Source organism: Sulfitobacter sp. HNIBRBA3233 (genome assembly GCF_040149665.1).
Lineage (GTDB): Bacteria > Pseudomonadota > Alphaproteobacteria > Rhodobacterales > Rhodobacteraceae > Sulfitobacter > Sulfitobacter marinivivus.
On the sequence record NZ_JBEFLP010000001.1, the window covers coordinates 392,264 to 418,514 of the forward strand.

The 26,251-nt window shown below is 66.1% G+C and carries 25 protein-coding genes; 19 read left to right on the top strand and 6 right to left on the bottom strand.

What is annotated here, in order from left to right; genetic code table 11:
- Positions 1-59 precede the first annotated feature (59 nt).
- Both ABMC89_RS01885 and ABMC89_RS01890 read left to right on the top strand, forming a co-directional pair.
- Positions 60-269, top strand: coding sequence for a hypothetical protein (locus ABMC89_RS01885; protein ID WP_349564622.1), 210 nt, complete (start codon positions 60-62; stop codon positions 267-269).
- Complete coding sequence (locus ABMC89_RS01890; RefSeq protein WP_349564624.1) at positions 266-721, top strand: host attachment family protein; 456 nt, start codon at positions 266-268, stop codon at positions 719-721. Before ABMC89_RS01885 ends, ABMC89_RS01890 begins: the two co-directional genes overlap by 4 nt.
- A gap of 55 nt (positions 722-776) precedes the next feature.
- Here ABMC89_RS01890 and ABMC89_RS01895 read toward each other — a convergent pair whose 3' ends face one another.
- The gene (locus ABMC89_RS01895; protein WP_349564626.1) at positions 777-1,328 is read right to left on the bottom strand and encodes an LOG family protein; all 552 of its coding nucleotides are present in this window, start codon (positions 1,326-1,328) and stop codon (positions 777-779) included.
- Between the two features lie 132 nt (positions 1,329-1,460).
- On the opposite strand from ABMC89_RS01895, the gene ABMC89_RS01900 reads away from it, so the two are divergent.
- The 3 genes from ABMC89_RS01900 (at position 1,461) to ABMC89_RS01910 (ending at position 5,137) form a co-directional block, all read left to right on the top strand.
- Entirely contained in the window at positions 1,461-2,825 is a 1,365-nt protein-coding gene (locus ABMC89_RS01900) for a LysM peptidoglycan-binding domain-containing protein (protein ID WP_349564627.1), read from the top strand.
- 204 nt (positions 2,826-3,029) lie between these two features.
- Complete coding sequence (locus ABMC89_RS01905; RefSeq protein WP_349568496.1) at positions 3,030-4,778, top strand: ABCB family ABC transporter ATP-binding protein/permease; 1,749 nt, start codon at positions 3,030-3,032, stop codon at positions 4,776-4,778.
- On the top strand, positions 4,778-5,137 hold the full coding sequence (locus tag ABMC89_RS01910; protein WP_349564628.1) for a hypothetical protein: 360 nt from the start codon (positions 4,778-4,780) through the stop codon (positions 5,135-5,137). Before ABMC89_RS01905 ends, ABMC89_RS01910 begins: the two co-directional genes overlap by 1 nt.
- A 201-nt stretch (positions 5,138-5,338) precedes the next feature.
- Here ABMC89_RS01910 and ABMC89_RS01915 read toward each other — a convergent pair whose 3' ends face one another.
- Both ABMC89_RS01915 and ABMC89_RS01920 read right to left on the bottom strand, forming a co-directional pair.
- Complete coding sequence (locus tag ABMC89_RS01915; protein WP_349564630.1) at positions 5,339-9,244, bottom strand: efflux RND transporter permease subunit; 3,906 nt, start codon at positions 9,242-9,244, stop codon at positions 5,339-5,341.
- Positions 9,241-10,485, bottom strand: coding sequence for an efflux RND transporter periplasmic adaptor subunit (locus tag ABMC89_RS01920; RefSeq protein WP_349564632.1), 1,245 nt, complete (start codon positions 10,483-10,485; stop codon positions 9,241-9,243). The genes ABMC89_RS01915 and ABMC89_RS01920 overlap by 4 nt, the downstream gene beginning before the upstream one ends.
- 222 nt (positions 10,486-10,707) lie before the next feature.
- Between ABMC89_RS01920 and ABMC89_RS01925 the strand changes: the two genes are divergently transcribed.
- The 3 genes from ABMC89_RS01925 (at position 10,708) to der (ending at position 14,431) form a co-directional block, all read left to right on the top strand.
- Entirely contained in the window at positions 10,708-11,418 is a 711-nt protein-coding gene (locus ABMC89_RS01925; protein ID WP_349564634.1) for a tetratricopeptide repeat protein, read from the top strand.
- Between the two features lie 72 nt (positions 11,419-11,490).
- A complete protein-coding gene (locus ABMC89_RS01930) occupies positions 11,491-12,855 on the top strand; it encodes a PQQ-like beta-propeller repeat protein (protein ID WP_349564636.1) in 1,365 nt (454 codons plus the stop codon).
- 94 nt (positions 12,856-12,949) lie between these two features.
- Positions 12,950-14,431, top strand: coding sequence for a ribosome biogenesis GTPase Der (gene der / locus ABMC89_RS01935; RefSeq protein ID WP_349564638.1), 1,482 nt, complete (start codon positions 12,950-12,952; stop codon positions 14,429-14,431).
- Between the two features lie 79 nt (positions 14,432-14,510).
- On the opposite strand, the gene ABMC89_RS01940 is transcribed toward der, so the two are convergent.
- A complete protein-coding gene (locus ABMC89_RS01940; protein WP_349564640.1) occupies positions 14,511-15,224 on the bottom strand; it encodes a TspO-related membrane protein in 714 nt (237 codons plus the stop codon).
- Positions 15,225-15,303: 79 nt separating this feature from the next.
- Here ABMC89_RS01940 and ABMC89_RS01945 point away from each other — a divergent pair, with 79 nt between their 5' ends.
- A complete protein-coding gene (locus ABMC89_RS01945; protein ID WP_349564642.1) occupies positions 15,304-16,500 on the top strand; it encodes a T6SS phospholipase effector Tle1-like catalytic domain-containing protein in 1,197 nt (398 codons plus the stop codon).
- 12 nt (positions 16,501-16,512) lie between these two features.
- On the opposite strand, the gene serS is transcribed toward ABMC89_RS01945, so the two are convergent.
- Entirely contained in the window at positions 16,513-17,805 is a 1,293-nt protein-coding gene (gene serS, locus ABMC89_RS01950) for a serine--tRNA ligase (RefSeq protein ID WP_349564644.1), read from the bottom strand.
- A 234-nt stretch (positions 17,806-18,039) separates the two neighbouring features.
- Between serS and yajC the strand changes: the two genes are divergently transcribed.
- The 10 genes from yajC to ABMC89_RS02000 are packed head-to-tail and all read left to right on the top strand — an operon-like array spanning position 18,040 to position 24,842.
- The gene (gene yajC, locus ABMC89_RS01955) at positions 18,040-18,318 is read left to right on the top strand and encodes a preprotein translocase subunit YajC (RefSeq protein ID WP_349564646.1); all 279 of its coding nucleotides are present in this window, start codon (positions 18,040-18,042) and stop codon (positions 18,316-18,318) included.
- Positions 18,319-18,353: 35 nt separating this feature from the next.
- Positions 18,354-20,003 carry a protein translocase subunit SecD gene (gene secD, locus ABMC89_RS01960; protein WP_349564648.1) on the top strand — a complete coding sequence of 550 codons (1,650 nt, stop codon included), beginning with the start codon at positions 18,354-18,356 and terminating at the stop codon, positions 20,001-20,003.
- 1 nt (position 20,004) lies between these two features.
- Positions 20,005-20,973, top strand: coding sequence for a protein translocase subunit SecF (secF, locus tag ABMC89_RS01965; protein ID WP_349564650.1), 969 nt, complete (start codon positions 20,005-20,007; stop codon positions 20,971-20,973).
- A complete protein-coding gene (locus ABMC89_RS01970; RefSeq protein ID WP_349564651.1) occupies positions 20,966-21,718 on the top strand; it encodes a TSUP family transporter in 753 nt (250 codons plus the stop codon). Before secF ends, ABMC89_RS01970 begins: the two co-directional genes overlap by 8 nt.
- Positions 21,719-21,727: 9 nt before the next feature.
- Complete coding sequence (locus ABMC89_RS01975) at positions 21,728-22,081, top strand: Mth938-like domain-containing protein (protein ID WP_349564653.1); 354 nt, start codon at positions 21,728-21,730, stop codon at positions 22,079-22,081.
- A gap of 3 nt (positions 22,082-22,084) precedes the next feature.
- Complete coding sequence (gene ccmA, locus ABMC89_RS01980) at positions 22,085-22,702, top strand: heme ABC exporter ATP-binding protein CcmA (RefSeq protein ID WP_349564655.1); 618 nt, start codon at positions 22,085-22,087, stop codon at positions 22,700-22,702.
- A complete protein-coding gene (ccmB, locus tag ABMC89_RS01985; RefSeq protein WP_349564657.1) occupies positions 22,699-23,355 on the top strand; it encodes a heme exporter protein CcmB in 657 nt (218 codons plus the stop codon). The genes ccmA and ccmB overlap by 4 nt, the downstream gene beginning before the upstream one ends.
- Before the next feature lie 50 nt (positions 23,356-23,405).
- Positions 23,406-24,137 (top strand): heme ABC transporter permease, encoded by a 732-nt coding sequence (locus ABMC89_RS01990; RefSeq protein WP_349564659.1) that lies wholly within the window; start codon positions 23,406-23,408, stop codon positions 24,135-24,137.
- Positions 24,137-24,292 (top strand): heme exporter protein CcmD, encoded by a 156-nt coding sequence (gene ccmD / locus ABMC89_RS01995; RefSeq protein WP_349564661.1) that lies wholly within the window; start codon positions 24,137-24,139, stop codon positions 24,290-24,292. The genes ABMC89_RS01990 and ccmD overlap by 1 nt, the downstream gene beginning before the upstream one ends.
- Complete coding sequence (locus ABMC89_RS02000) at positions 24,285-24,842, top strand: DsbE family thiol:disulfide interchange protein (protein WP_349564663.1); 558 nt, start codon at positions 24,285-24,287, stop codon at positions 24,840-24,842. The genes ccmD and ABMC89_RS02000 overlap by 8 nt, the downstream gene beginning before the upstream one ends.
- Positions 24,843-24,861: 19 nt before the next feature.
- Here the strand turns inward: ABMC89_RS02000 and ABMC89_RS02005 are convergent, their stop codons facing one another.
- Entirely contained in the window at positions 24,862-26,169 is a 1,308-nt protein-coding gene (locus tag ABMC89_RS02005; RefSeq protein ID WP_349564665.1) for a short-chain fatty acid transporter, read from the bottom strand.
- Positions 26,170-26,251 lie beyond the last annotated feature (82 nt).

Consider the following 26,251-nt stretch of genomic DNA (forward strand, 5'->3'; position numbering starts at 1 on the left):
ACCCCTACCGGCGGCGATGCGTTTGTTCCCTAAGAAAAGCAATTCGAAAGGAAGAGCACATGGCCGAGCGTCACAGATCGAAAGACGGCAGTCGCGACAGCGACAAGTTCGTCGATGAAGATGCCGACATCTCCCAACAGGGCCGCGCCGGGGGCGATATCCAGCGCGATGTCGCAACTCAGGACGAAGAAAAGCGCGGTGTCGAAAAGCCCCACGGCACCACCCGCGTCACCGGTGAAGACAAACGCAACCACGGAGAAGACGGATGAGCACGCTGACCAAAGACACATGGGTTCTGGTCGCCGACGGCGAAAAGGCCCTTTTCCTCGTAAACCAGACAGATGCGGAAAACCCGTTCCTCAACGTCGTGAAGACCGAAGAGCAGGACAATCCGCCCACCCGCGAACAGGCGGCCAACCGTCCGGGGCGTTTCAATGACGGCCCCAGCACGCACCGCTCTGCCGTGGACGATACGGACTGGCACCAGCTGGCCAAGGACCGCTTCGCCGCCGATCTGGCGGATATCCTTTACAAGAAAGCGCATGCAGGCGAATTCAAGCGGATCATCCTCGTCGCCGACCCCGGCACATTGGGCGAGCTGCGCGACGAGCTGCATCAGGAAGTCACCGACAAGGTCGTGGGCGAAATTCCCAAGACCCTGACCAATCACCCGGTGGAGGAAATCGAAAAGATCGTCCACGCCGAGCTTGAAGCAGCCTGAAGGCCGCCGGAAGGTTCAGCCAAGACGCCCGGTTTCGACCGGGCGTTTTGCGTTTCTAGTCCAGAGTGTCGCGCAACAACGCCATCGCCCCGTCGGCGTCGGGCACCCAGTGGATGAAATCCAGCAGGCTCGCATCCGCAAACCCGCGTGTCACGACATGTTCGAGCAAGGTCTTCAGAGGATCCCAGTAGCCTTCGGAATTGACCACGACAATGGGTTTTGCGTGCAGGCGCAGCTGCCGCCATGTCAGAACCTCGAACACCTCGTCGAGCGAACCCGCACCGCCGGGCAGCACCACGACAGCATCGCAGTTCATGAACATCACCTTTTTGCGCTCGTGCATGGTTTCCGTCACGATATAGCGGGTCAGATCGGTCTTGCCGACTTCCCAATCCACCAGATGCTGGGGGATCACGCCGAAGGTATCGCCGCCAGCCAGCTGCGCGGCCCGCGCCACGGTGCCCATCAGCCCGACATCACCGGCCCCGTACACCAGCCGCCAGTTCTGCGCGGCAATCGCGTCCCCCAGCGCCTGCGCGTCACGCTCGAACGCAGGCACATCGCCCATGCGCGAGCCGCAGAAAACGCAAATGGATTTTGCAAACATGTGACACCTTTTCACTGAAATCGCCAAGACAGCCACCGATGCGGGACCAGAGGCGTGATAGCTTTGACCCGTGATAGCCTCTCCGCTACAAAGGCTCAACGCGCGATCGCGCATGGTACGGGATGGAAGGCTATGGGCAAAGACGCGGGCGGACTGGGCGGAAACGCGGGCGCAGGGGTCGCTGCGGGACTTGTCGTCGTCGCATTGGTCGTCGGCGCCTATATCGCCTTCGGCGCAGATCCGTCACCGGATGCGCCCGAGATCGCGGAAACACCGCAGGCGCCCGCCTCCGGGGACGCGACGGAAACGGCGCTCGCACCCGCGCCACAGGCCGAGCGCGACGGTGACAAAGACACTGCCGCCACCACCGCGACAGACACGGACCAAGCGGTTGCCGACAGCCCATCAGCGCAAGACCCGACCGACACACCACAGGCCGCGGCAGAGCCACCGGCGGTCATGCCGCAGGCTCCATCGTTTGACGAATTGCGCCGCGAACCCGACGGATCGACCGTTATCGCGGGACGCGCCGTGCCCTTCAGCCGCGTGCGCATTCTGGTCGACGGTCGTGAGATCGCCACCGCCGAGGCAGACAGCAGCGGCGGCTTCGCAGCCTTTGCAACCCTGCCGGGGCAACCGGTGCCGCAGGTCGTGACGCTCGATGCGGAATTGTCGGGCACGGCGGTCGCCTCCGAAGAGCAGATCATCCTCGCTCCCTCCGCACCGCAGGCCGATACGGATGCACCGGATCCGGTGGCGGAAACCACCGAGATCGCGGCCCTGTCCGAACCCCTGACCGAGGCCAGCAGCCCTGCGCAACCTTCCGAAGCGCAGCAGGGCACCGCAGGGCAGGAGGACGCGCAGCGCAAGGCCGGTGAAACCGGGGCCGCCGACACGACGGCAGAGCCCGCCGGTGATACCGTCGCAAGCGCGCAACCCGCGCCCGCGGATCCGCCCGCGCCGGCACCGGTCGCAGTGCTGAAATCGGATGCCGCCGGTGTCGCACTGCTGCAGCCCGCGCAACCCGATGTGATGGACCGCGTGGCGCTTGATACCATCGGCTACAGCGCGATCGGCGATGTGCAACTTTCGGGACGCGCGCAGGCCGAAGCCGACAAGGTGCGGATATACCTCGACAACCGCGCGGTGATCAGCCTGCCGGTCGGGGCCGATGGCCGCTGGCGCGGTGATCTGCCGGACGTGGACGAAGGCGTCTATACCCTGCGGGTGGACGAGGTGAACGCCGAAGGCGACGTCAGCAGCCGCGTGGAGACCCCGTTCAAACGCGAATCCTCCGCCGTGCTCGAGGCGGCGACCCAGGCCACCGGCGGGCCGGTCTCGGCGGTGACCGTGCAAAAGGGCGCGACGCTCTGGGCGATTGCGCGTGACCGCTACGGGGACGGTCTGCTCTATGTGCGGGTGTTCGAGGCGAATGCCGACAGCATCCGTGACCCCGATCTGATCTATCCCGGTCAGGTCTTCGATCTGCCCGACTAGCGATCGCCGCGCGAATGCGCGGCTGCGGGTGGCGGTCGGCGCGACGGCGGACTATGTACAGGCCGAGAGCAGACAGGATTGAGCATGGCCACCGATACCGCCGCAGGGCAGGACCCTTCCCAGAAGGACAATACCAACGTGCCGGGTGCGCAGAGCGCACAGACGGACGAGGCGGCGGCAGTCGCCGCCGAACGGCAATCGGCCATGCGCGTGCTGCGCAAGGTCGCGCCCTACCTGTGGCCTGCGGACAAACCTTGGATCCGCCGCCGAGTGGTCTGGGCCATGGTTGCGCTCTTCGTCTCGAAACTCGTCTCGGTCGTCACGCCGATCTTCTACCGCGACGCCACCGACGCGCTGGCGGGCGAGGGCGTCCCGATGATCGCGCTCGGGGCCATCGGTCTGACCGTGGCCTACGGTCTGGCGCGGTTGATGAACGTGGGCTTCCAGCAATTGCGCGACGCGATCTTTGCCCGCGTGGGCCAGCGCGCGCTGCGCACCCTTGCGCTCGAGACCTTTACCCACATCCACCGCCTGTCGATGCGCTATCATATCACGCGCAAGACAGGGGGCCTCAGCCGGATCATCGAACGCGGGGTGAAGGGGGTCGAGTTCCTGCTGCGGTTCTTGTTGTTCAACATCGGCCCGCTGATCCTCGAATTGCTGATGATCGGGGTGATCCTGACGATCCTCTTTGACTGGACCTACCTTCTGGTCGTGGCCGTCACCATCGGCCTCTACATCTGGTTCACCTTCGCCGTCAGCGAATGGCGCGTGAAGCTGCGCCGCCAGATGAACGATCAGGACACCGATGCCAACCAGAAGGCCATCGACAGCCTGCTCAATTACGAGACCGTGAAATACTTCGGTGCCGAAACCCGCGAGGCCGAGCGCTATGACCGCGCCATGGCGGGCTACGAGGAAGCGGCGATCAAGACCAACTACTCGCTGGCGTTTCTGAACTTCGGCCAGTCGCTGATCATCACGGCGGGTCTGGTTGCAGTGATGGTGATGGCGGCAATCGGGGTGCAGAACGGCGATCTGACCGTGGGCGATTTCGTCATGGTAAACGCCTATATGATCCAGATCACCGTGCCGCTGAATTTCCTCGGGACGGTTTACCGCGAAATCCGGCAGGCGCTGGTGGACATGGGCGAGATGTTCAATCTGCTCGAACAACCCGCCGAGATCACGGACAAGCCGCAGGCCCACGCCCTCAAGGTCGAGGGCGGGCGCGTGGCGCTCGAGAATGTGCATTTCGGCTACAACCCCGACCGCGAGATCCTCAAAGGGGTGAGCCTCGTCGCCGAACCCGGCCAGACCGTGGCGATCGTAGGCTCCACCGGGTCGGGCAAATCGACCATCGGGCGGCTGCTGTTTCGGTTTTACGACGTGCAGTCAGGCAGTCTGAAGATCGACGGTCAGGACGTGCGCGACGTGACCCAGGACAGCCTGCACCGCAACATCGGCGTCGTGCCGCAGGACACGGTGCTGTTCAACGACACCATCGGCTACAACATCGCCTACGGGCGCGACAACGCCACCCGGCAGGACGTGGAAGCCGCCGCGCGGGCCGCGCAGATCCACGATTTCATCGTCGCCTTGCCCGACGGTTACGAGACGACCGTGGGCGAACGGGGCCTGAAGCTCTCGGGCGGCGAGAAGCAGCGCGTGGGCATCGCCCGCACGCTGCTCAAGGACCCGCCGATCCTGCTGCTGGACGAGGCGACCAGCGCGCTCGACAGCGAAACCGAGCACGAGATCCAGGACGCGCTGCGCCGCGCGGGGCAGGGACGCACCGTGCTGACCATCGCGCACCGCCTGTCCACCGTGGCCGAGGCCGACACGATTGTCGTGCTCGAGAAGGGCGAAGTCGTCGAACAGGGCACCCATGATGCGCTGCTGGCGGCGAACGGCCGCTACGCGCAGCTGTGGCATCGCCAGCAGTCGGAATAATGGCCCGCAAGGCCTATCCGACGACACCCGACGGCCGCTATTTCGTCTCCAAGGGGCGGCTGTGGCGCTGCACCGATCCGGGCCTGGATGACAGCACCCGGCGCGCGGCGGTCAAGGCGCTGATGCAGGCCCGCAGGGCCGTGGCACAGGCGGGCGATGCGCAGGCCGAACGGTCTGCGCGTGACGCCGTCGATGCGGCCAAGCGCAAGCTGGGCGAACGCGGACCTGTCTGGTGGGACGATGGTGCCCCGGACGAGGGCGGCAAACACCCTGCGAATTCAGGCTACGCGGAGTGGTGGCGGGGGCTGGATGCGGCCGCGCGCGCGGCAGGCGATCCGACATCCGCAGACCAAGCGTGATCCCCTGGACGGGGCCGCGCAGCGGCCCCGACGACATTCTGGCATCCGGTCGAAGCGGCGGGGATCATCCCCTGGCCAAGGCGCGGGCGGTCGCGGTGGCATGCGCAGGATGCTTTGGCGATCTGCCTTCTCTAACGCTCTGAAACTGTCGCGCCGCGCCCGAAGGCGCGGCGCAAGCCTGTCACCGTGCCATGAGGCGCGTTATTCCGCCGGTTTCAGCCCCGGCGCGGGGCCTGACGCGTCCAGAGCGTCCTCGTCCCAGATCAGCTCTTGCGGTGCCATCCGGCGTGCCTCGCGTTGCAGGGCCCAGTCGCGGGCGGCCTTGCTGGCGCGGCCCATGGACATGCGCGCCAGCAGCCGCGCGATCCAGCGCACGTAGGTCGTGGCCCAGACCCGGATCGCCAGCATCGAGGGTGTGACCATCAGCGTCAGAACCGTCGCGATCCCCAGTCCGAAAACCACCGCCGTCGCCAGCTGTTTCCACCACAGCGCCGTCGGGCTGTCGATGCTGTAGCCGCCTTCGGCGAAATCCAGCGACAGACCGAACATCATCGGCGCAAGCCCCGCCATCGTGGTGATCGTGGTCAGCAGAACCGGACGGATCCGCGCCTGCGCGGTGCGGATGATCGCCTCGATCCGCGGCATGTACTGGCTGAACTCCTGATAGGTATCGATGAGGATGATATTGTTGTTCACCACGATGCCCGCCAGCGCCACGATCCCCGTGCCCGTCATGATGATCGAGAACGTCTGGTCCATCACCAGCATCCCGATCAGCACACCCGTGGTCGACAGCACCACTGCCAGCAGAACCAGCACCGCGTTGTAGAAGCTGTTGAATTGCGCCAGCAGGATGATGAACATCAGCCCCAGTGCCGCGGTGAAGGCGGAACTCAGGAACGCCTGGCTCTCGGCCTGGTCCTCCTGATCGCCGGTCCATTCAAAGCTTATCCCCTCGGGCAGGTCGGCGGTATCGAGCCATTTGGTGATCTCCGCGATCCGCTCGTTGGCGTTCACCGGCACCAGCCGCACCTCCTGCGCGTCATAGGCGTCCTGCAGGTCTATCCCGTCGGCGGCATCGGTACGGTCCGTGATCTTGAAACGCCCGCCTTCGAGATCGGTGAAATCCGCGTCCTGTCCGGCAGGCCGCAGGGTCGCCAGTGTTCTGGTCTCGGACGGGGGGGCACCGGGGGCGGTCACGTTGACCATCTTCACAAGACCCGGCGTCACATCCGCCTTCACATCCATGTAGCGTTTCTGGTCGATGCGGTTGATCTCGGCCAGTTTCGGGACCGGTTCGCGGGTGATGAAATTTGACAGCGGCACCAGCCCGTCGCGCGTACGCACCTTCAGCGTATCGAGGGTGGAGAGGACGCGGTCCTGTTCGGGCAGGCGCACGCGGATCTCGATTTCCTCGTCCGAACTGTCCACGCGCATGGTGTCGAGCAGGATGCCGCGCGTGACCAGTTGCACCATCGCGCCCACGGCGACCACATCGGCCCCGAAGCGCCCCGCTTTCTCGACGTCCACGTTGATCTGCCAGTCGATGCCGGGCAGCGGGCGGGTATCCTCGATCAGCGTCAGGCCCGGCACGGTCTCGTAATGCGCGCGGGCCATGCCGGTGGCGGCGATCAGATCGTCGAAATTCGATCCGGTAAAGCGCAGATGCACCGGTTTTCCCGATGCCGGACCGCGGTCCAGCGGCAGCACCTCGATCTGGATGCCGGGCAGCGCCGAGAGCTGCTCTGTCAGCTCCGCGATCACGATGTCGCCGTCCAGATCGGGCCGGTCGGCGCGGTCCTCCCACGGGATCGTCTCGAACTGGACCTGACCGATCAGATCCTTGGGCGCCTGGCTGCCGCCGGTGTTGCTGTCCAGCCCTCCCTCACCGGCAAAGGCAAAGGCGGTGGCGATCCCGGGATGCGTCAGCACGATGTCCTCGGCCTCGCGCAGCAGCGCGTCCTTTTCCTCAAGCGACAGGTTGCCCCGCGCCAGAACATAGACGATGGCCTGTTCGGGTTCGGATTCGACGAAGAATTCCACACCTTTCGAATTGTTGCCGAAATAGATCAGCACCGTGCCCACGAACACGAAGACCGTTCCGGCCATTACCAGCGGCATGACCGGATTGCCGGTGATCGCCTCGATCAGATAGCCGAAGGCGTTGCGCCGGTAGCCGGATTTGACGCCCTGTCGGCTCTTTGGGGTAATCTTGGCCAGCACCCAATGGCCGAAACGGCCCAGCCGCGTGAACAGCGCCAGCGCGGCAATGGCGCAGACCACAGCCAGCGTCAGCAGAAGACCCAGCACCGCCGTGGTGGCGGCCAGCACGGCAAATACCTTGGCAAACGTGGGCACCACCGATTCAATCAGCTTGGTGCTGTCCATCTCGGCGAAGAGCGTTCCGATATAGCTGAACGGGAAGGGCGGGGGCCCCGAAGGCGCCGCGACCGCCTGCGCCGCATCCGCGGCTTCGGGCGGCGCGCCGCCGATCAGCACCGACAGCAGCACCGTGAACAGACCGCCGATCAGCCCCGCCCAGATCGCGATGCCGGGGATCGCAAGCGGCAGGTGCAGATACCATTTGAGGTTGGCAAACCGCTCCATCATCGAGGAAATCATGTTCTCCAGCCGACCGGTCACGCCGCCCATCACCGGCAGGTAGATCAGCGCCACCACCAGCGAGGCCGACAGCACGAAGATCAGCGTCACCGGCAGCATCCCCATGAACTCGCCCGGAACACCGGGCCAGAACAGCATCGGCAGGAAGGCGCAGAGCGTCGTCGCCGTCGAGGATACGACCGGCCAGAACATCCGCTTGGCCGCCTCGGTATAGGCTTTCATCGGGCGTTCGCCCTGTTGCTGGCGCGCGTCGGCGTATTCGACCACCACGATGGCCCCGTCCACCAGCATCCCCACGGCAAGGATCAGGCCGAACATCACGATGTTGGAAATCGAAATACCCATCAGCGCGAGGAAGGCAAAGCACAGCAGGAACGACGTGGGGATCGCGAAACCCACCAGCAGCGCCGCACGGATGCCTAGGGCGGCAAGCACGACGATCATCACCAGCGCCACCGCCGTCAGCACCGACCCCAGAAGCTGCGATACCATGCTTTCGACAACGCGGCTCTGGTCGTTGGAGGTGCCCACCTCGACGGCGGTCTTCAGCTCTTCGGGCCAGTCCGCGCTGCGCTCCGCGACCACCTGTTTGACCAGCGTCGACGTGTCGATCAGGTTGAAGCCCTTGCGCTTGACCACCTGCAACGCCACCGTCGGATTGCCGTCAAACCGCGCGGTTCCGGTGCGGTCCTCGAAGGTAAAGTTGATCTCGGCCAGATCGCCCAGCGTGACCACGCGGTCGCCGTTGGTCTTGACCGGCAGGTTGTAGACATCGCGCGGCTCGTCGAAGGAGGAGGGGATCTTGACCGCGAACGTGCCGCTGGCGCTTTCGACCTCACCCGCCGCGATCAGCTGGTTGTTGTTCTGCACCACGTTGATCAGCTCGGTGGCGGTGACGTTGTAGGCTTCCAGCTTCAGCGGATCGATCAGCACTTCGAGCATCTCGTCGCGGCTGCCCGCGATGGCGGCCTCCAGCACCGCGTCCAGCCCTTCGAGGTCTTCCTGCAACTGCTTGGCGTAGCGCGCCATCGTCCGTTCCGGCACCGGGCCGGTCAGGTTGACGATGATGATCGGAAACTCGGAAAAGTTGATCTCGTTGATCGAATAGGTCTCGTACCCCACCGGGAACTTCGACTCCGCGGTGCCCATCGCGTCGCGCACATCGGCGATGATCTTGGTCTTGTCCCAGCCGAATTCGAATTCCATCGCCACACCGGCATAGCCCTCGGCGGCGGTGCCGGTCATCTGCTTGAGACCGTCGAGATCGCTCAACTCGGTTTCCATCGGCTTCAGAAGCAGCGTCTCGGAATCGGCAGCCGAAATGCCGGGGAAGGGAACCGACACGAAGAGCGCCGGGATCTCGATGTCCGGCTCGCCCTCTTTCGGCAGGGTCGTGTAGGAATACCCGCCCACCACGAGGCTCAGCAGGATGAAGGCCAGCACCATCCGGGCGCGCGAGGCGGCCCAGTCGACCATGCCGGTCATTGCGTCACCTCACGATAGGTCGGGGCCACTTCGACGCCCTCGATCACGTATTCCTGCCCGACGACGATCACATCTGCCGTGGCGGGCAGGCCGCTGACCCATGATCCGTCCGGCGTGTCACGCATCAGCCGCACCGGGACGAACTGCACGATGTTGGCTTCGTCGATGGTCCGCACGCCCAGCGTGCCCTCGTCGTTGAGCGTCAGCGCGCTTTGCGGCAGCAGATGCGCGTCGCTGCCCGCAGCAGCGATCAGGATTTCGGCGGTCTGCCCGTCGCGAATCGCCAGATCGGTGTTCGGCACGTCGATCTCCACGCGGAAGGTACGCGTCTGCGGATCGGCGGAGCGTGACAGGAACGTCACCTTGCCGGTCACACGGTCGCCCCCCGCCGCCAGCCGCGCACCGGCCCGCGCGCCGACCTCGACGCGGTTGACCTCGGTCTCGGGGACGAACCCCACCAGCTTCATCGGATCGAGCTGGATGACCGTCGCGCAGAGCGCACCGGGCTGCAACAGGCTGCCCAGCTCGGCGGTATCGCTCTCCAGAAGGCCGCTGAACGGCGCCTTGATGACCAGACGCTCCAGCTCCGCCTCGGCACTGGCGACGGCGGCCTCGGCGGCCTCGATCCCCGACTGGGCGGCGTTCAGGCCGGACTTGGCGCTGCTCACCGCGGCCTCGGCTGTGGCCACGGCGGCATCCGCACCGGCCAGCCGCGTGGTCGAGGCGAACCCGTCGGCGTTCAGCCGCGACGAGGCATTCTGGTTGATCTTCGCTTCCTCCAGCTGCGCCTTGGCCTGCTCGACCCGCGCCTGCGCTTCGGGCACGCGCGACTGCGCTTCGGTCAGCTGCGCCTGCGCCTGACGCAAGGCGGCCTGCCGCGTGCCTTCGTCCAGCCGGCACATTACCTGACCCGCGTCGATCTGGGCCCCCTTGCGCAGCGGCTCGGACACCACGACCGCCGAGGTTTCGGCGCGCACGTCCACCTGCCGCGCGGCGGCTGTTTCACCGCGCAAGACCACCGCGCTGTCGATCGCTTGCGCCTCGGACCGTGCGACGACCACCTTGACCAGCTGCGGCGCCGCACCCGCAAGCGGCGCCTGCTCGGCGAGGATCTCTTCTTCGGGCTGCGCGGCGAGGGCCGGATCGACCCCGAAAAATTCCAGCAGTGCCTGCCGTTCGATGATCACCATATACATCAGGAAAGCCATTGCGGCGGCGGCTATGATCGGAAAGATACGCATTACGGGCCTCGCTTGCGTGCAGGAGCGTCTTTTGCGGTCCCCGCGCGGGGGGCCGATCTGGGGCAGTATGTACTGCAAGAAAACTAAACTGCATAGTTCAGATTCAAGTTTTTTACCTTGGCAAAGCCCTCTGTGCGGCGGGGCGCGGCGCACAGGGTCTTGGCTTGGCACCTGTGCTTCGATAAGAGGCGAAAAGCAAACAAGGGCAGGGGCCGCAAGCGGATGAGCGATACCGACGGATTTATCGACGAAGTCAACGACGAGCTGCGGCGCGACCGGATGTTGGGCACGCTGAAACGCTACGGCTGGATTGCCGTGCTGGTCGTGCTGGCGATCGTCGGCGGCGCAGCCTACAGCGAGTACCGCAAGGCGCAGGCCCGCGCGCAGGCCGAAAGCTTTGGCGACAGCATCACCGCAGCGCTGGAAGCGCAGGATCCCGCCGCGCGCGCCGACGCGCTGGCGGCGTTGTCGCCGCAGACCCCGACCGCCCGCGCGACGCTCGATCTGCTCACCGCCTCCGAACGGGTGGCGTCGGGCGACCGCGCCGCAGCCATCGACGCGCTGGATGCCGTGGCGCTCAACGGCGAGGTGCCGCAGATCTACCGCCAGATCGCGCAGTTCAAGGCACTGACCCTCTCGGTCGATACCATGCCCGCCGCCGAACGGCGTCAGGGGTTCGAGGCGCTGACCGGCGCAGGTGGCACGCTGCGCCTGCTGGCCGAGGAACAGCTGGCCCTCATCGCGATCGAACAGGGCGAGATCGCGGATGCCGTCGCGCGCTATCAGGCGCTGCTGACGGACGCCGAGGTGACACCGGACTTGCAACAACGCGCGTTGCAGGTGATTGTGGCGCTAGGTGCGGAACCGGACCTCGATGGCACGCAAGCGCCAGATGGGGGCATCGTGGCACCCGTGGGCGAGACAAACGACTAAGGACACAAGACGCTCGGGCGACAGACGGGGCCGCAGACCCCGACCCGACCGGCAGAGCAGAGTGATCAGGCCATGACAAAATCGCACAGTTTCTTCCGCCCCGAAGGCCCGCGCCGCTGGATGCTGGGCCTCGGCGCGCTGGCGTTTCTGGCGGCCTGCTCCGAACCCGACGTGATCCTTCCCGGCAAACGCGAAGACGTCCGCTCGGTCCTGCAAGACACCGGCGGTGTCGAAGAAGGCGCAGCCGAGGAGTTCACCGGCAACCGGTCCTTGCCGATCTCGCTGCCCGCGCAGCAGGTCAACGCCAACTGGACACATACCACCGGCACCCCCGCGACCCGCGTGGCGCACGCGGCCCTGGACGGCGGGTTGCAACTGGCCTGGACCGCGCGCATCGGCGAGGGCGACAGCCGCAAGCACCGCATCACCGCCGATCCGGTCGTTGCGGACGGTCGTGTCTTCACCCTCGACGCGCAGTCCACCGTGACGGCGACCTCCACCTCCGGCGCACCGCTCTGGCAGGTCGATCTGCGCCCCGCGCGTGACAGCGCGGGCGACGCCAGCGGCGGCGGCCTCGTGGTGGCGGGCGGCGATGTCTATGTTTCCATCGGGTTCGGAGAGCTTCTGGCCCTCGACGCCTCGAACGGGGCGCTGCGCTGGCGCCAGCAACTCGACGCAAGCGGGTCGGGCACCCCCACCGTTTCCGGCGATCTGGTCTATGTCACGGCGGGCGACAACACCGGCTGGGCCGTGCGGCGCGACAACGGGCGCGTGGCGTGGCAGATCGGCGCGACGGGCGATACAAACAACGTCCTCGGCGCACCGGCCCCCGCGCTGACCGAGGATCTGGCGATCTTCGCCTTTGGCTCGGGCGAGGTGCAGGCCGTCTTCCGCCGCGGCGGGCTGAACCGCTGGGATGCCTCCGTTCTGGGCAAGCGTCCGGGCCGCGCGCTCAGCAATGTTTCCGACGTGACGGCAGCACCGGTGGTGTCCGGCGACCGTGTGTTCGTCGGCAACCAGTCGGGCCGGATCGCGGCCCTCTCGCTGGGATCGGGGATGCGCCTTTGGTCGGCGCGCGACGGGGCAATCGGACCGGTCTGGCCCGCGGGCGGCAGCGTCTTCGCGATCAGCGACCTGAACGAACTCCTGCGGCTCGACGCCGAAACCGGCGCCAAGATTTGGGGGGTGCCGCTGCCGAATTTCACCGCCCGCAAGCCGCGCCGGCAAAGTGCGGTCGTCCCGCACCACGGTCCCATCCTTGCCGGCGGGCGGATCATCATCGCCTCGGGTGACGGCCTGCTGCGCAGCTTCGATCCGCGCGATGGCTCTCTGCTCGCCACGGTCGAGATCCCCGGCGGCGCCACCTCCGCACCGGTGGTGGCAGGGCGCACGCTCTATGTCGTGACCAGCAACGGGCTGCTCGCCGCCTACCGCTGAGCCTGCTGGCGCCGCGCCTGCGCGCGGGGGCTTTCGCCGCGCCCGCCTTTGCGGTATGGCGCAGGTTCACAGCCTGACGGAGCGCCGTAGCACCATGTCTTTCACCCTCGCCCTCGTGGGCCGTCCCAATGTCGGCAAATCCACGCTGTTCAACCGCCTCGTGGGCAAACGGCTCGCGCTGGTCGATGACCAGCCCGGCGTCACGCGCGACCTGCGCGAAGGTGCCGCACGCCTTGCGGACCTGCGCTTTACCGTCATCGATACGGCGGGCCTTGAGGATGTGACCGACGACAGCCTCCAGGGCCGGATGCGCCGCCTGACCGAACGCGCGGTGGATATGGCCGATGTCTGCCTGTTCATGATCGACGCGCGCACCGGGGTCACCTCGACCGATCTGGTCTTTGCCGACATCCTGCGCAAACGCGCCAAGCATGTCATCCTCGCGGCCAACAAATCCGAAGGCTCCGCCGGTGAGGCGGGCGCGCTCGAAGCCTACTCGCTGGGCCTCGGCGAACCCGTGCGCCTTTCCGCCGAACACGGCGAGGGCCTGCCCGATCTCTACACGCAACTGATGCCGCTGGCCGACAGTTTCGCCGAGCGGGCCGAGGAAGAAGCCCCCGCCGTCGATGTCGACCTGACCGAGGAAGAGGCCGAAGAGGGCCTCGACGAGGTGCCGCTGCCGACCCGCGCGAAACCTTTGCAGGTGGCCGTGGTTGGGCGGCCCAACGCGGGCAAATCCACGCTGATCAACCAGATCCTCAAGGAAGACCGCCTTTTGACCGGTCCCGAGGCCGGCATCACCCGCGACGCGATCTCGCTGACCACGGATTGGGTCGGACCCGAAGGCGATGTCGTGCCGATGCGCATTTTCGACACCGCCGGCATGCGCAAGAAGGCCAAAATCCAGGAAAAGCTGGAAAAGCTGAGCGTCTCGGACGGTTTGCGCGCGGTGAAATTCGCCGAAGTTGTCGTGGTGCTGCTGGATGCGGAAATCCCCTTTGAGCAGCAGGATCTGCGCATCGCCGATCTTGCCGAACGCGAGGGCCGCGCGGTCGTCGTGGCGGTGAACAAATGGGATATCGAAGAGAACCGGCAGGAAAAGCTCAAGGAGCTGAAGGAAAGCTTCGAACGGCTCCTGCCGCAGCTGCGCGGCGCGCCGCTGATCACCGTATCGGCCAAGACCGGCCGCGGGCTGGACCGGCTGCATACCGCGATCATGCGCGCCTACGAGGTCTGGAACCGCCGCGTGACCACCGCGCAGCTGAACCGCTGGCTGTCGGGCATGATGGAGGCGCATCCGCCCCCCGCGCCGCAGGGCAAGCGGATCAAGCTGCGCTACATGACGCAGGCCAAGACGCGCCCGCCGGGCTTTGTGGTGATGTGCAGCCATCCCGACAAAGTGCCGGAAAGCTATAACCGCTATCTCGTCAACGGGTTGCGGGTCGATTTCGACATGCCCGGCACGCCGATCCGCCTGTGGATGCGCGGCCAGAACGCGGCCAACCCCTACAAGGGCCGCAAGAAGGCACCGCCGTCGAAACTGCGCAAACATACCGAAGGCCGCCGCAAGGATTGATCCTGATACGGGCACGGGCGCGGTCGCGGTGCGATCCGCCGCCCCGGCGACCGGTCGCCCCAGCGGGGTCCGCGCGGCCTCAGGCCGCGGGGGCGCGCGCCGCCTTGTAGACCGGCACCAGCAGCGCCACTGCGCCGCCTGCTGCCAGCGCGGCCACGGTCGTGTTGGTGTTGAGGTTCTGCACCACCACGGCGACCAGCGCCCAGATCACGGCGATGCCGTAGCTCGGCGCACGACCGAGCTGGCTTTGCACGCCTGCGGCAATCACCAGCGCCAGAAATATCGCCCCCAGTGCGGCGGTCCCTTCGGAGGCGTATCCGTATCCCGCCGCCAGCAGCCCCAGCGACACGCAGGACGCGGCACTGAGCCATCCGGCATAGAGGCCGAGGGGCAGGGCGGCGAACCACCGGTCCCCGACCGGGCTGCGAAACAGCGCCACCAGCGCCGTCAGCAGCATCACCCAGATCAGCACGCTGGCCCAGACCGGGCTCGCCACCGCCACCGACAGCCACGCGGTGCCCACGGCCAGCGACACCGCCAGCGGCTTGCGCATCTCGTGCCATCCCGCGTCGTCCTTGCGTTTCAGCGCGCCGAATCCCAGGCCCACGATCAGCCAGAGATAGATCACCCCCCAGATGCCAAAGGCATAGCCTGCGGGTTGCACGGGCGGATCTTCCTGCGGCACCGGGAACTGGTCGGCGTCGAACCCTCCGAAATCCGGCACGAGCAGGGGCGACAGCGCGAAGAGAAGCGCGAGTATGAAGGTGGCGTAGGCGCTGGCGGGTCGTGACATCGGTCTCTCTTTGGTCAAATATGGCGGCAAGGCGCATCGCCCCCTGAATACCCGACTAACCTGCGAAGGACCAACGCCAATGGCACGGATCGCGATTTTCTGCGACGGCACATGGAACAGCCCGACCATGAAGCAGACCACCCATGTGCGCTGCCTGTACGAGAAGACGGCCAAGACGAACGCCCAGCACACGGCCTATTTCGAAGGGGTCGGCACCGGCAAGGACGCGCCGAATATCTTCTCCCGCGCGATCATGAAACTGGGCGGCGGGGCCTTCGGCTGGGGCCTGAACGAGAACATCAAGCGCGCCTATGCCTATCTGTGCGACACCTATGAGCCGGGCGACGAGATCTATATCTTCGGCTTCTCGCGGGGCGCCTATACCGCGCGTTCGCTGGCGGGCATGGTGCGCAAATGCGGCATTCTCGAAGATGTCACCGATGACGCGCTCGACACCGCCTTCAGGCTCTACCGCAAGCCGGGGATCGAGAATCACCCCGACGCGCTGCGCATCCTCAAGGAACGCCGCCGCCTGTCGCCGCGCGTGGCCACGTCACGCGCCGATATGGACTGGCGCGCGGTCACCCCCTGGGACGGCGATCCGGCGGAATTCACCAAGATCGAGATCACCTATCTGGGCATCTGGGACACCGTGGGGTCTCTGGGGATCCCGGCACCCGTTCTCGGGCCGGTGGCGAACCTGTGGAACGCCAAGTATAAATTCCACGACACCATGCTCAGCTCGATGGTCAAGGCCGCCCGCCATGCGGTGGCGCTGGACGAGCGGCGGGTGTTCTACAAACCCGCGCTCTGGGACAACCTTGAGGCCAGCCGCGACCATCCCGGGCTCAACCGCGGCGACCGCACGCCCGACCGGCCCTACCAGCAAGTCTGGTTCACCGGCACCCATTCCATCGTCGGCGGCTCCGCCGAAAAGGCGCGCAAGCTGACCGGCCAGTCGCTGGCGTGGGTCGCCGAAGGGGCGCAGCAGGCAGGGCTGGAGATCGACCGCGACACGCTCGTCGATCCGCTGCCCGATCCGCTGGCCGATAGCCACACGCTCAGCCAGCCGCCGTTTCTGTATCAGGTCGCGGGCAATTTCCTGCGCTGGCGCAGCGGGCCCGGTCATCCCATCGACCTGCATCCGGGCGCGGACCAGCGGGTGAAGGCCCGGCGCGACTACCGGCCGCGGTCGCTGAAGAACCTGATGCCCGACCTCTTCGGCGATGCCCCGATCGGCGAACCGCGGCGCCCGCAAGAAGAACCCGGGCGCTAGGCGGCGCGTCGATCAGACCAGCGTGCCGTCCGCCGAAAGCGTGGTCTTGCCACCCAGATAGGGGGCAAGCACCGGCGGCAGCACGACCGACCCGTCGGCGCGCTGGCCGTTCTCCAGCACCGCGATCAGGCAGCGGCCCACGGCCAGACCGGACCCGTTCAGGGTATGGACGAACTGCGGCTTGCCGCCCCCTTCGGGCTTGAACCGGGCGTTCATGCGCCGGGCCTGGAAATCGCCGGTTGTCGAGACCGAAGAGATTTCGCGATAGGCATTCTGCCCGGGCAGCCAGGCCTCGATGTCGTAGGTGCGGCGTGCGCCGAATCCCATATCGCCGGTGCACAGGATCACCGTGCGGTAGGGAATGCCCAGCCGCTCCAGAATGCCTTCGGCACAGCCCAGCATCCGCTTTTGTTCGTCGTCCGACGCGTCGGGCAGGGTGATCGACACCATCTCGACCTTCTCGAACTGGTGCTGGCGCAGCATCCCGGCCGTATCGCGCCCCGCGCTGCCCGCCTCGGACCGGAAGCACAGCGTGTGCGCGGTCATCCGGCGCGGCAGATCGGCGGCGTCGAGCGTCTGCTCGGCGACGGTGTAGGTCAGCGGGACTTCGGAGGTGGGTACCAGCCACATGCCGTCTTCGGTGCGATAGCTGTCCTCGCCGAATTTCGGCAGCTTGTCGGTGCCATACATCGCCTCGTCGCGCACCAGCACGGGGCAGTTCACCTCGGTCAGACCGTTCTCGTCGACGTGGGTGTCGACCATGAACTGCGCCAGCGCGCGGTGAATGCGCGCCACCCCGCGTTTGAGCATCACGAAACGCGCGCCCGATGTCTTGGTGGCCGTCTCGAAATCCATCGCGCGGGCGACGCCCTCGATCTCGTAGTGTTCCTTGGGGGTGAAATCGAAGCTTGGCTGCGCGCCCCAGCGTTTCACTTCGACATTGTCGGCCTCGTCCGCACCGTCCGGCACGTCCTCGGCAGGGCTGTTGGGCAGCCGCGCCAGCATGTCGGTCAGCTGCGCGTCCAGCGCCTTGGCCTCGGCCTGCATCGCGGCGACCTCGGCCTTTTTCTCGCCCACGAGCGCGCGCAGGCGTTCGAATTCGGCCTCGTCGCCCTTGGCCTTGGCCGCGCCCACCTGTTTCGACGCGGCGTTCTGGTCGGCCTGCGCCGTTTCGGCGGCCTGTATCTTCGCCCGCCGCGCCGCGTCGAGTTCAAGAATGGCGGAGGACATCGCAGCATCCCCGCGCCGCGCAAGTGCGGCGTCGAAAGCATCCGGGTTTTCGCGGATCGCGCGGATATCGTGCATGTCTTCGTCTCCTTGAGGGTCGTTGAATCGCGTGGCCCGCTTATGGCCGATAATCCGCCGCGAGGGTAGGGGCCTCATGCGCCCCGCGCCCCTGCGACGAGACGCGCAACCGGCCCCCGCGATATTGTCGGCCACGGGCGCTTGCAAACACCGGTGCCCGGGCATAGGTTCTGCCGAAATCGCAACGGTTGGCGTGTGCCGCGCCCTTCCCCTCTTCACCGAAAGGACCGCGCCATGGGTGGTATCGAGCAATTCATTCCCCTGATCCTGATCTTCGGGATCATGTATTTCCTTCTCATCAGACCGCAGCAGAAGAAGCTGAAGGACCATCAGGCGATGGTCGCGGCGCTGCGCCGCGGCGATCAGGTGGTCACGCAGGGGGGCATTGTCGGCAAGGTCGTCAAGGTCAAGGACGACGGCGAGGTCGAAGTCGAGATCGCCGACGGCGTGAAGGTCCGCGTGATCCAGAACACCATCGCCACCGTGGTCAACAAGACCGAACCGGCGAAGTAATCCAAGCACCTGACAGATAACAAAAGGCGGGCGGTATGCTCCAGATCAGCCTGTGGAAACGTCTCGCGATTGTGCTGACCTGTCTGGTCGGCCTGTGGCTTGCCCTGCCTAACGCCTTTTACACGGTGGTCGAGCAGCACAACGATGCGGTGAAATCCATCGAGCAGCAGGGCGAAACCGCCGAGCTGCGCGCGCAGGCGGACCTGTGGCCCGATTTCATGCCCAACGGGCTGGTCAACCTCGGGCTCGACCTGCGCGGCGGCGCGCATCTGCTGGCCGAGGTCCGCACCTCGGACGTCTATGCCGCGCGGCTTGAAGCGATGTGGCCCGAAGTGCGCGATGCGCTGCGCGGCCTCACGCCCGTGCGCCGTCAGGAAGCCGCGCCCGATCTTCTGCGCGTGCGTCTGAGCGATCCGTCGAAAATGGCCGAAGCGCTTGAAATCGTTCGCGGTCTGGCCCGTCCGGTTCCGACGCTGACAGGCGCGGGCGCCAGCGACATCGACGTGTCGGGCACCGACGGCGTGTTGTCGATTACCCTGTCCGACGCCGAACGCGCCGCCACCGACGAGCGCACCATGCAGCAGTCGCTGGAAATCATCCGCCGCCGCATCGACGAGGTCGGCACCCGCGAGCCGACGATCCAGCGTCAGGGCAGCGACCGGATCCTCATTCAGGTGCCCGGCATCGGCTCTGCCGCCGAGCTGAAGGAAATCATCGGCACAACCGCGCAGCTGACCTTCAACCCGGTCGTGCGTCGCACCACGGACGGCACCGAAAACGCCGGTATCGGCAACAAGACCGTGCCGTCGCTGGACGAAGAGGGCGTCTTCTACATCATCGAAAGCGCCCCCGTGGTCACCGGCGAGGAACTGGTGGATGCGCAGCCCGCCTTCGACCAGAACGGCGGGCCTGCCGTCAATTTCCGCTTCAACACCTCCGGCGCGCGCAAATTCGGTGACTACACCGCCGAAAACATCGGCGCACCCTTCGCCATCGTCCTCGACGACGAGGTCGTATCGGCCCCCACCATCCAGAGCCATATTCCCGGCGGATCGGGCATCATCACCGGCCGCTTCACGGTCGAGGAATCAACCCGCCTTGCCGTGCTGCTGCGCGCCGGTGCGCTGCCCGCCGGGCTCGATTTCCTCGAAGAACGCACCATCGGGCCGGAACTGGGGCAGGACAGCATCGACGCGGGCAAGGTCGCCACCATCGTGGCCTTCGTTGCGGTGCTCTTCTTCATGTTCGCGGCCTACGGTCTCTTCGGGATTTTCGCCAATATCGCGCTGATCATCAACGTCGGTCTGCTCTTCGGTCTGCTCAGCCTGATCGGCGCCACGCTGACCCTGCCGGGCATCGCCGGTATCGTCCTGACGGTCGGCATGGCGGTGGACGCCAACGTGCTGATCTTCGAGCGGATCCGCGAGGAACTGCTGACCGCCAAAGGCCCCGCGCGCGCCATCGCACTGGGCTACGAGAAAGCGCTCAGCGCGATTCTCGACGCCAACATCACCACTTTCATCACGGCGGTGATTCTCTTTGCCATGGGCTCGGGTCCGGTGCGCGGCTTTGCGATCACGCTTGGGCTTGGCATCCTCACATCCGTCTTTACGGCCATCTTCGTAACGCGGCTGATGGTGGTATTCTGGTACGAACGCCGCCGCCCAAAAACGATCGAGGTCTGATATGCGTCTGCGACTGGTCAAACAGAATACGTCCTTCGATTTCTTCACCCGCTGGAAGATGTGGCTCGGCATTTCCGCCGTCATGATGGTCGTGGCCTTCGGGTCCTTCCTGCTGCAGGGTCTGAACTTCGGTATCGATTTCCGGGGCGGCACCACGATCCGCACCGAAAGCCCCCTGCCGGTCGAGATCGGCGTCTACCGCGACGCGATCGCGCCGCTGGAACTTGGCGATATCACCATTACCGAAGTCTTCGATCCGCAGTTCCGCGACGATCAGAATGTCGCCATGATCCGCATTCAGGCGCAGGACGGACAGGAGGCGGTAACCACCGAAACGATCGAGGCGGTCCAGAACGCGCTGAGCCAGGTCAGGCCGGACATCAAGTTCATCTCGGTCGAATCCGTCGGCCCGAAAGTCTCGGGCGAGTTGATCAATACGGCCATCATCGCGGTCGCACTCGCCATCGGGGCGGTGCTGATCTACATCTGGCTGCGGTTCGAATGGCAATTCGCTGCGGGGGCCGTGCTGGCACTGGTGCATGACGTGGTCCTGACCATCGGCGTCTTCTCGGAACTCCAGATCCGCTTCGATCTTGCGATCATCGCGGCGCTTCTGACCATCGTCGGGTATTCGTTGAACGACACCGTGGTCGTCTTCGACCGTGTCCGCGAGAACCTGCGCAAGTACAAACAGCGCCCGCTGAAGGAAGTGCTGAATATGAGCATCAACGAAACCCTCAGCCGGACCTTCATGACATCGGTCACCACGCTGCTGGCGCTGATCGCGCTTTTCGTGCTGGGCGGTGACGTGATCCGCGGTTTCGTCTTCGCGATGATCTGGGGTGTCGTTGTCGGAACGTATTCGTCGATCTTCGTGGCCACGGCCATCCTGCTTTATTTCGGAGTAAAGCGTGACTGGACGAAACCCGACGCCAATGCCGGAAACCAGTTCGCCAACATAGATGCCTGACGCGCTGGCCTCGGCCCTCGGTACACCGGGGCTGGGCTGGCTTGTTTTCGTCTCGCTCGTCGCGGGGCTGGTGCGCGGCTTCGCGGGCTTCGGGTCGGGCCTTGTGCTGCTGCCCGCGGCGGCGGCCCTGCTGGGGCCGGTCGCGGGCATCACCGCCATGACCATCGCGGATCTTGCCGGGCCCGTTCCGATCCTGCGGCGCGCGCTGCGCGACGCGCATCTGCGCGATCTGGGGCGGCTTTTGCTTGCCACCGCCGTGGCGCTGCCGCTGGGCGTGGCACTCTTGCTGCTCGTCGATCCGGCGGTGTTCCGTTACGCGCTCAGCACGGTGGCGCTGCTGACGCTGGGGCTTCTGATCGGGGGGCTGCGCTACACCGGTGCGCTGACGCCGCCGCTTGTCTACGGCACCGGCGGGATGGCCGGGCTGCTGGGCGGGGCGGTCGGCGTGCCCGGACCGCCGATCATCACGCTCTACCTTGCCAGCGTGCAGCCCGCGCGCGTCACGCGGGCAACCATCCTGCTCTATCTGTTCGCCTACGACCTGATGCTTCTGGGGGTCTACGCGGCCAACGGGCGGCTCCTGGCCGAGGCGCTGGTCATCGGCGCGCTGCTGGCCGTGCCGAACATCACCGGCAACCTGATCGGCGCGGCGCTCTTCCGGCAGTCGCTTGAGCGGCTCTACCGGATCGCCGCCTACGCGATTATCGCCGTTTCTGCCCTTTCCGCGCTGCCCTTGTGGGACTAGGTTAGCCGTATGAGACTGAATGAAATCGTATTCAATGACGCCAAGCCGGTCGACGGCTACGGCCCCGGTTTTTTCCGCATCGGCGGCACGGTGATCGAAGGGCCGGTCATCACGTCCCCCTCCGGCACGCGCACATGGGGCGGGCTGGACGATGTGGACGCGCTGGCCGACCTGGTGGCCGAGGCCGATGTGATCTTTATCGGCATGGGCGCCGAAATCGCCCATCTGCCCGAGGCGCTGCGCGACCGGATCGAAGCGGCCGGTGCGGGCGTCGAAAGCATGTCCTCGCCCGCCGCCGCACGCACCTACAACATCCTGCTGAGCGAGGGCCGCCGCGTCGCCCTTGCCCTTCTCCCGATCTGATCCTTGGGCCTGCGCCTGACAGATGTGGCCGTCGCCCGTGGCGGCGTGCCGGTTCTGGGCGGCGTGTCCTTCGGGCTCGATGCGGGGCAGGCGCTGATCCTGCGCGGGCCGAACGGGGCGGGCAAGACGACGCTGCTGCGCGCCATCGCGGGGCTGCAACCGCCGCTCGCGGGCAGCATCGAGGGGGCAGAGGAATCCGTGGCCTACGCCGGTCACGCCGACGGTCTGAAATCGGCGCTGACCGTGGCCGAGAACCTGCGCTTCTGGGCGCGGGTCTACGGCCAGCACGACATCGCCCCCGCATTGGCCGCCTACGCGCTGACGCCGCTTGCCGACCGGCCTGCCGGCACGCTCTCGGCGGGGCAGAAACGCCGCGCGGGTCTGGCGCGGCTTCTGGTGACGGGGCGAAGCCTGTGGATACTGGACGAACCGACCGTGTCTCTCGATGCCGGTGCGGTGAGCCTCTTTGCCGATGCGGTGCGCGCGCATCTGGGGCAGGGTGGCAGCGCGCTCATCGCCACCCATATCGACCTCGGGCTTGAGGCGCGGGTTTTCGACGTGACGGCCCTGCGCGCCGCGGCTGACGACCGCCTCGGCGCCAGTGACGAGGCCTTTCTGTGATCGCGCTGCTGGTGCGCGACCTCCGCCTCGCCCTGCGGGCGGGAGGGGGATTCGGCCTCGGACTCGCGTTCTTTTTGATCCTCACGGTTCTGGTGCCCTTCAGCGTCGGCCCGCAGTCGGCGCTGCTGGCCTCCATCGCGCCGGGCGTCCTGTGGCTGGGGGCGCTTCTGGCCTGCCTTCTGTCGCTGGACCGGCTGCTGGCGCTGGATTTCGAGGATGGCACATTGGACGTGCTCGTCACGGCACCCCTGCCGCTGGAAGCGGCGCTCGCGATCAAGGGGCTGGCACATTGGATCACGACGGGCCTGCCGCTGGTGGTGGCCGCCCCCGCGCTGGGGGTGCTGCTCAGCCTGCCGCCTGAGGGATACCTGTGGCTCGTGGTGTCGCTGGCGCTCGGCACGCCTGCGCTGTCGATGATCGGCACCTTCGGGGCGGCGCTGACGGTGGGCATCAAGCGCGGCGGCCTGCTGCTGTCGCTTCTGGTGCTGCCTCTCTACGTGCCCACGCTGATTTTCGGGGCCGAGGCCGCGCGGCGCGGCGCACAGGGCATGGCGGTCGAAACGCCGCTCCTGCTGCTCGCGGGCATCAGCCTCGGCACCATCGCGCTGCTGCCCTTCGCCGCAGCAGCGGCCTTGCGGATGACAATCCGGTGAAGCGCGCGTATGGCATTGAGCCACGGCAAACGGAGACTTAGATACCCCTCATGTCAGTCTGGGAATACGCAAATCCGGTCAGGTTTCTGGCCCTCAGCGCCAAGGTGCAACCCTATGCATGGGGCCTTGCGGCGCTCGGCATCGCCACGGGCCTCATCTGGGGGTTCTTCGGCACGCCCGATGACTTCCGCCAGGGCTCGACGGTCAAGATCATCTATCTGCACGTGCCCGCCGCGTGGATCGCGATCAACGCCTGGATCATGATGCTTCTGGCCTCGCTGGTCTGGCTGGTGCGCCGCCACCATGTCAGCGCGCTGGCGGCCAAGGCGGCAGCGCCCGTCGGTCTGGTGATGACGGTCATCGGGCTGCTGACCGGGGCGATCTGGGGCCAGCCGATGTGGGGCACCTGGTGGGCATGGGACCCGCGCCTGACCTCCTTCCTCATCCTGTTCCTGTTCTACCTCGGCTATATCGCGCTCTGGGCCGCCATCGAGGACCCCGACACCGCCGCCGATCTCACCTCGATCCTCTGTCTCGTGGGGTCGGTCTTCGCGCTGATGTCGCGCTACGCGGTCTTCTTCTGGAGCCAGGGCCTCCACCAGGGGGCGTCGCTGTCGCTCGACAAGGAAGAGAATATATCAAACGTGTTCTGGCTGCCGCTGGTGATCTCCATCGCGGGCTTCACGCTGCTGTTTCTGGCGCTCGTGCTCTACCGCACGGGAACCGAGATTTCGCTGCGCCGCGCCCGCGCGCTTTCAACCCGTATGGACAGGAGGGCCTGATGCCCGATCTCGGAAAATACGCCGCCGAAGTGCTCAGCGCATACGGTCTGTCGCTGCTGCTGCTGGCGGGGCTTCTTGTGGTGACGCTGCGCAGCGGACGCCGCGCGCGCGCCGAACTGGCACGCACCGAAGCGGAGGCGCGGCACAATGGCTAAAATCAGCCCCCTCATGCTGGCGCCGCCGATCATTTTCGCCGCTTTCGTGGGCCTTGCCGCCGTGGGTATGTACCGCGACGACCCCGAGGGCCTGCCCTCGACGCTGGTGGGACAGCCCGCACCGGGTGTGCCCGACCGCGCGCTGGCCGATTTCCCGCCCGCTACGGCGGATATGCTGGCAACGGGCGATGTGACGCTGGTGAATTTCTGGGCCAGCTGGTGCCCGCCCTGCCGCGCCGAGCATCCCAAGCTGTTGCAGATGCAGGCCGAGGGCATGAACATCATCGGCATCAACTTCAAGGACACAGAAGGGGCGGCCACCAAATATCTGCGTGACGACGACAACCCCTTCGCCGGTGTCGGTTTCGACCCGCAGGGCCGCACGGCCATCGACTGGGGCGTCACCGCCCCGCCCGAAACCTTCATTCTGGGCGGTGACGGGACAGTCCTGTTTCGCTTCGCGGGTCCGCTGGTCGGCAGCGACTACGAACAGCGCTTCCTGCCCGCCCTGCGCGAGGCAGAGGCTGCGGCAGAGGCAGCGGGGGGCTGACCCCCCGCCACCCGCTCCTTCAGATGAACGTCAGGCCAAGGCTGATGATCACGCCCGTGATCGCAAGGTGGATGACGCAAAAGCCCATGATGTCCTTGGCGCGCAGGCCCGCAATGCCCAAGATCGGCAGCGCCCAGAACGGCTGGACCATATTGGTCCAGGCATCACCCCATGCCACGGCCATCGAGGCCCGCGCCAGATCCACACCCAGCGCTTCGGCTGCGGGCAGGATCACCGGTGCCTGCACGGCCCACTGACCGCCGCCCGACGGGACGAAGAAGTTCACGATCCCGGCCGAGATAAAGGCAAAGAACGGCAGCGTCGTCTCGGACGCCAGATTGACGAATCCGGTCGACACGGTGGCCGCGAGACCTGTCTGCACCATGATTGCCATGATGCCCGCGTAGAAGGGGAACTGGATCACGATGCCCGCGCCGCCCTTTACCGCATCGGTCAGCGCGTCCAGCAGGTTGCGCGGCGTGCCGTGCAAGATGATCGCCGCCGTCAGGAAGGCAAAGTTGATCACGTTCAGCGACAGCCCGTTGCCGGCCATGAAATACTGGATCAGCCATGCAACTCCACCCGCACCGATCAGCATCGACAGCGCCGGCGTGGTCTCCAGATATTCCGCTGGCGTGCGGTCTTCGGGAATTTCGCGGCGTTCTTCCTCCAGCAGGGCAGGATCGATAAAGACGCTCTCCTCCTCTTTCGGCATCATGCCGCGGTTCACCAGCGGCACCACGACAAACAGCGCGACCACGATGGCGAGGTTGAAGGGCGAAAAGATCGTCTCGGACGTGGGGATGATGCCGGTGATATCGGCAAAGGGATGCCCCTCGGTCGCGATCGACAGCGGGACAGACCCCGCCAGACCGCCGTGCCAGACGATGAACCCCGAATAGGCCGATGCGACCAGCAGCCGGTAATCGACCCGCACAAGACGCGCGAGCTCCTTGGCAAACAAGGCCCCGACCACAAGGCCGAACCCCCAGTTGATCCAGCTGGCCGCCAGCGACACGAAGCTGACCAGCAGGATCGCACCACCGGGGCTGCGGGCCATGCCGGCCAGCGCCGCCAGACCGCGCCGCACCAGCGGGGTCGAGGCCATCATATAGCCGGTCACCAGTACCAGCAGCATCTGCATGGAAAACGACAGAAGCGCCCAGAAGCCGTCGCCCCAGTAGGTGACCACCTCCATCGGCGTGCTGCCCTGCACGGCCATGGCCGCCACGGCGGCGATCAGCGTCAGGGCGGTGACAAAGACAAACGGGTCCGGCAGATACCGGTCGACGAGACGCACCATCGGGCGCGAAATGGCGTTTAGCATGGAAAAAGGTCCTCCGCTTTCATTCCAAGAGCTTCAAGCTTGAAGCATTGGCGCGGTGATATGCGGATCTTTATCGATAATT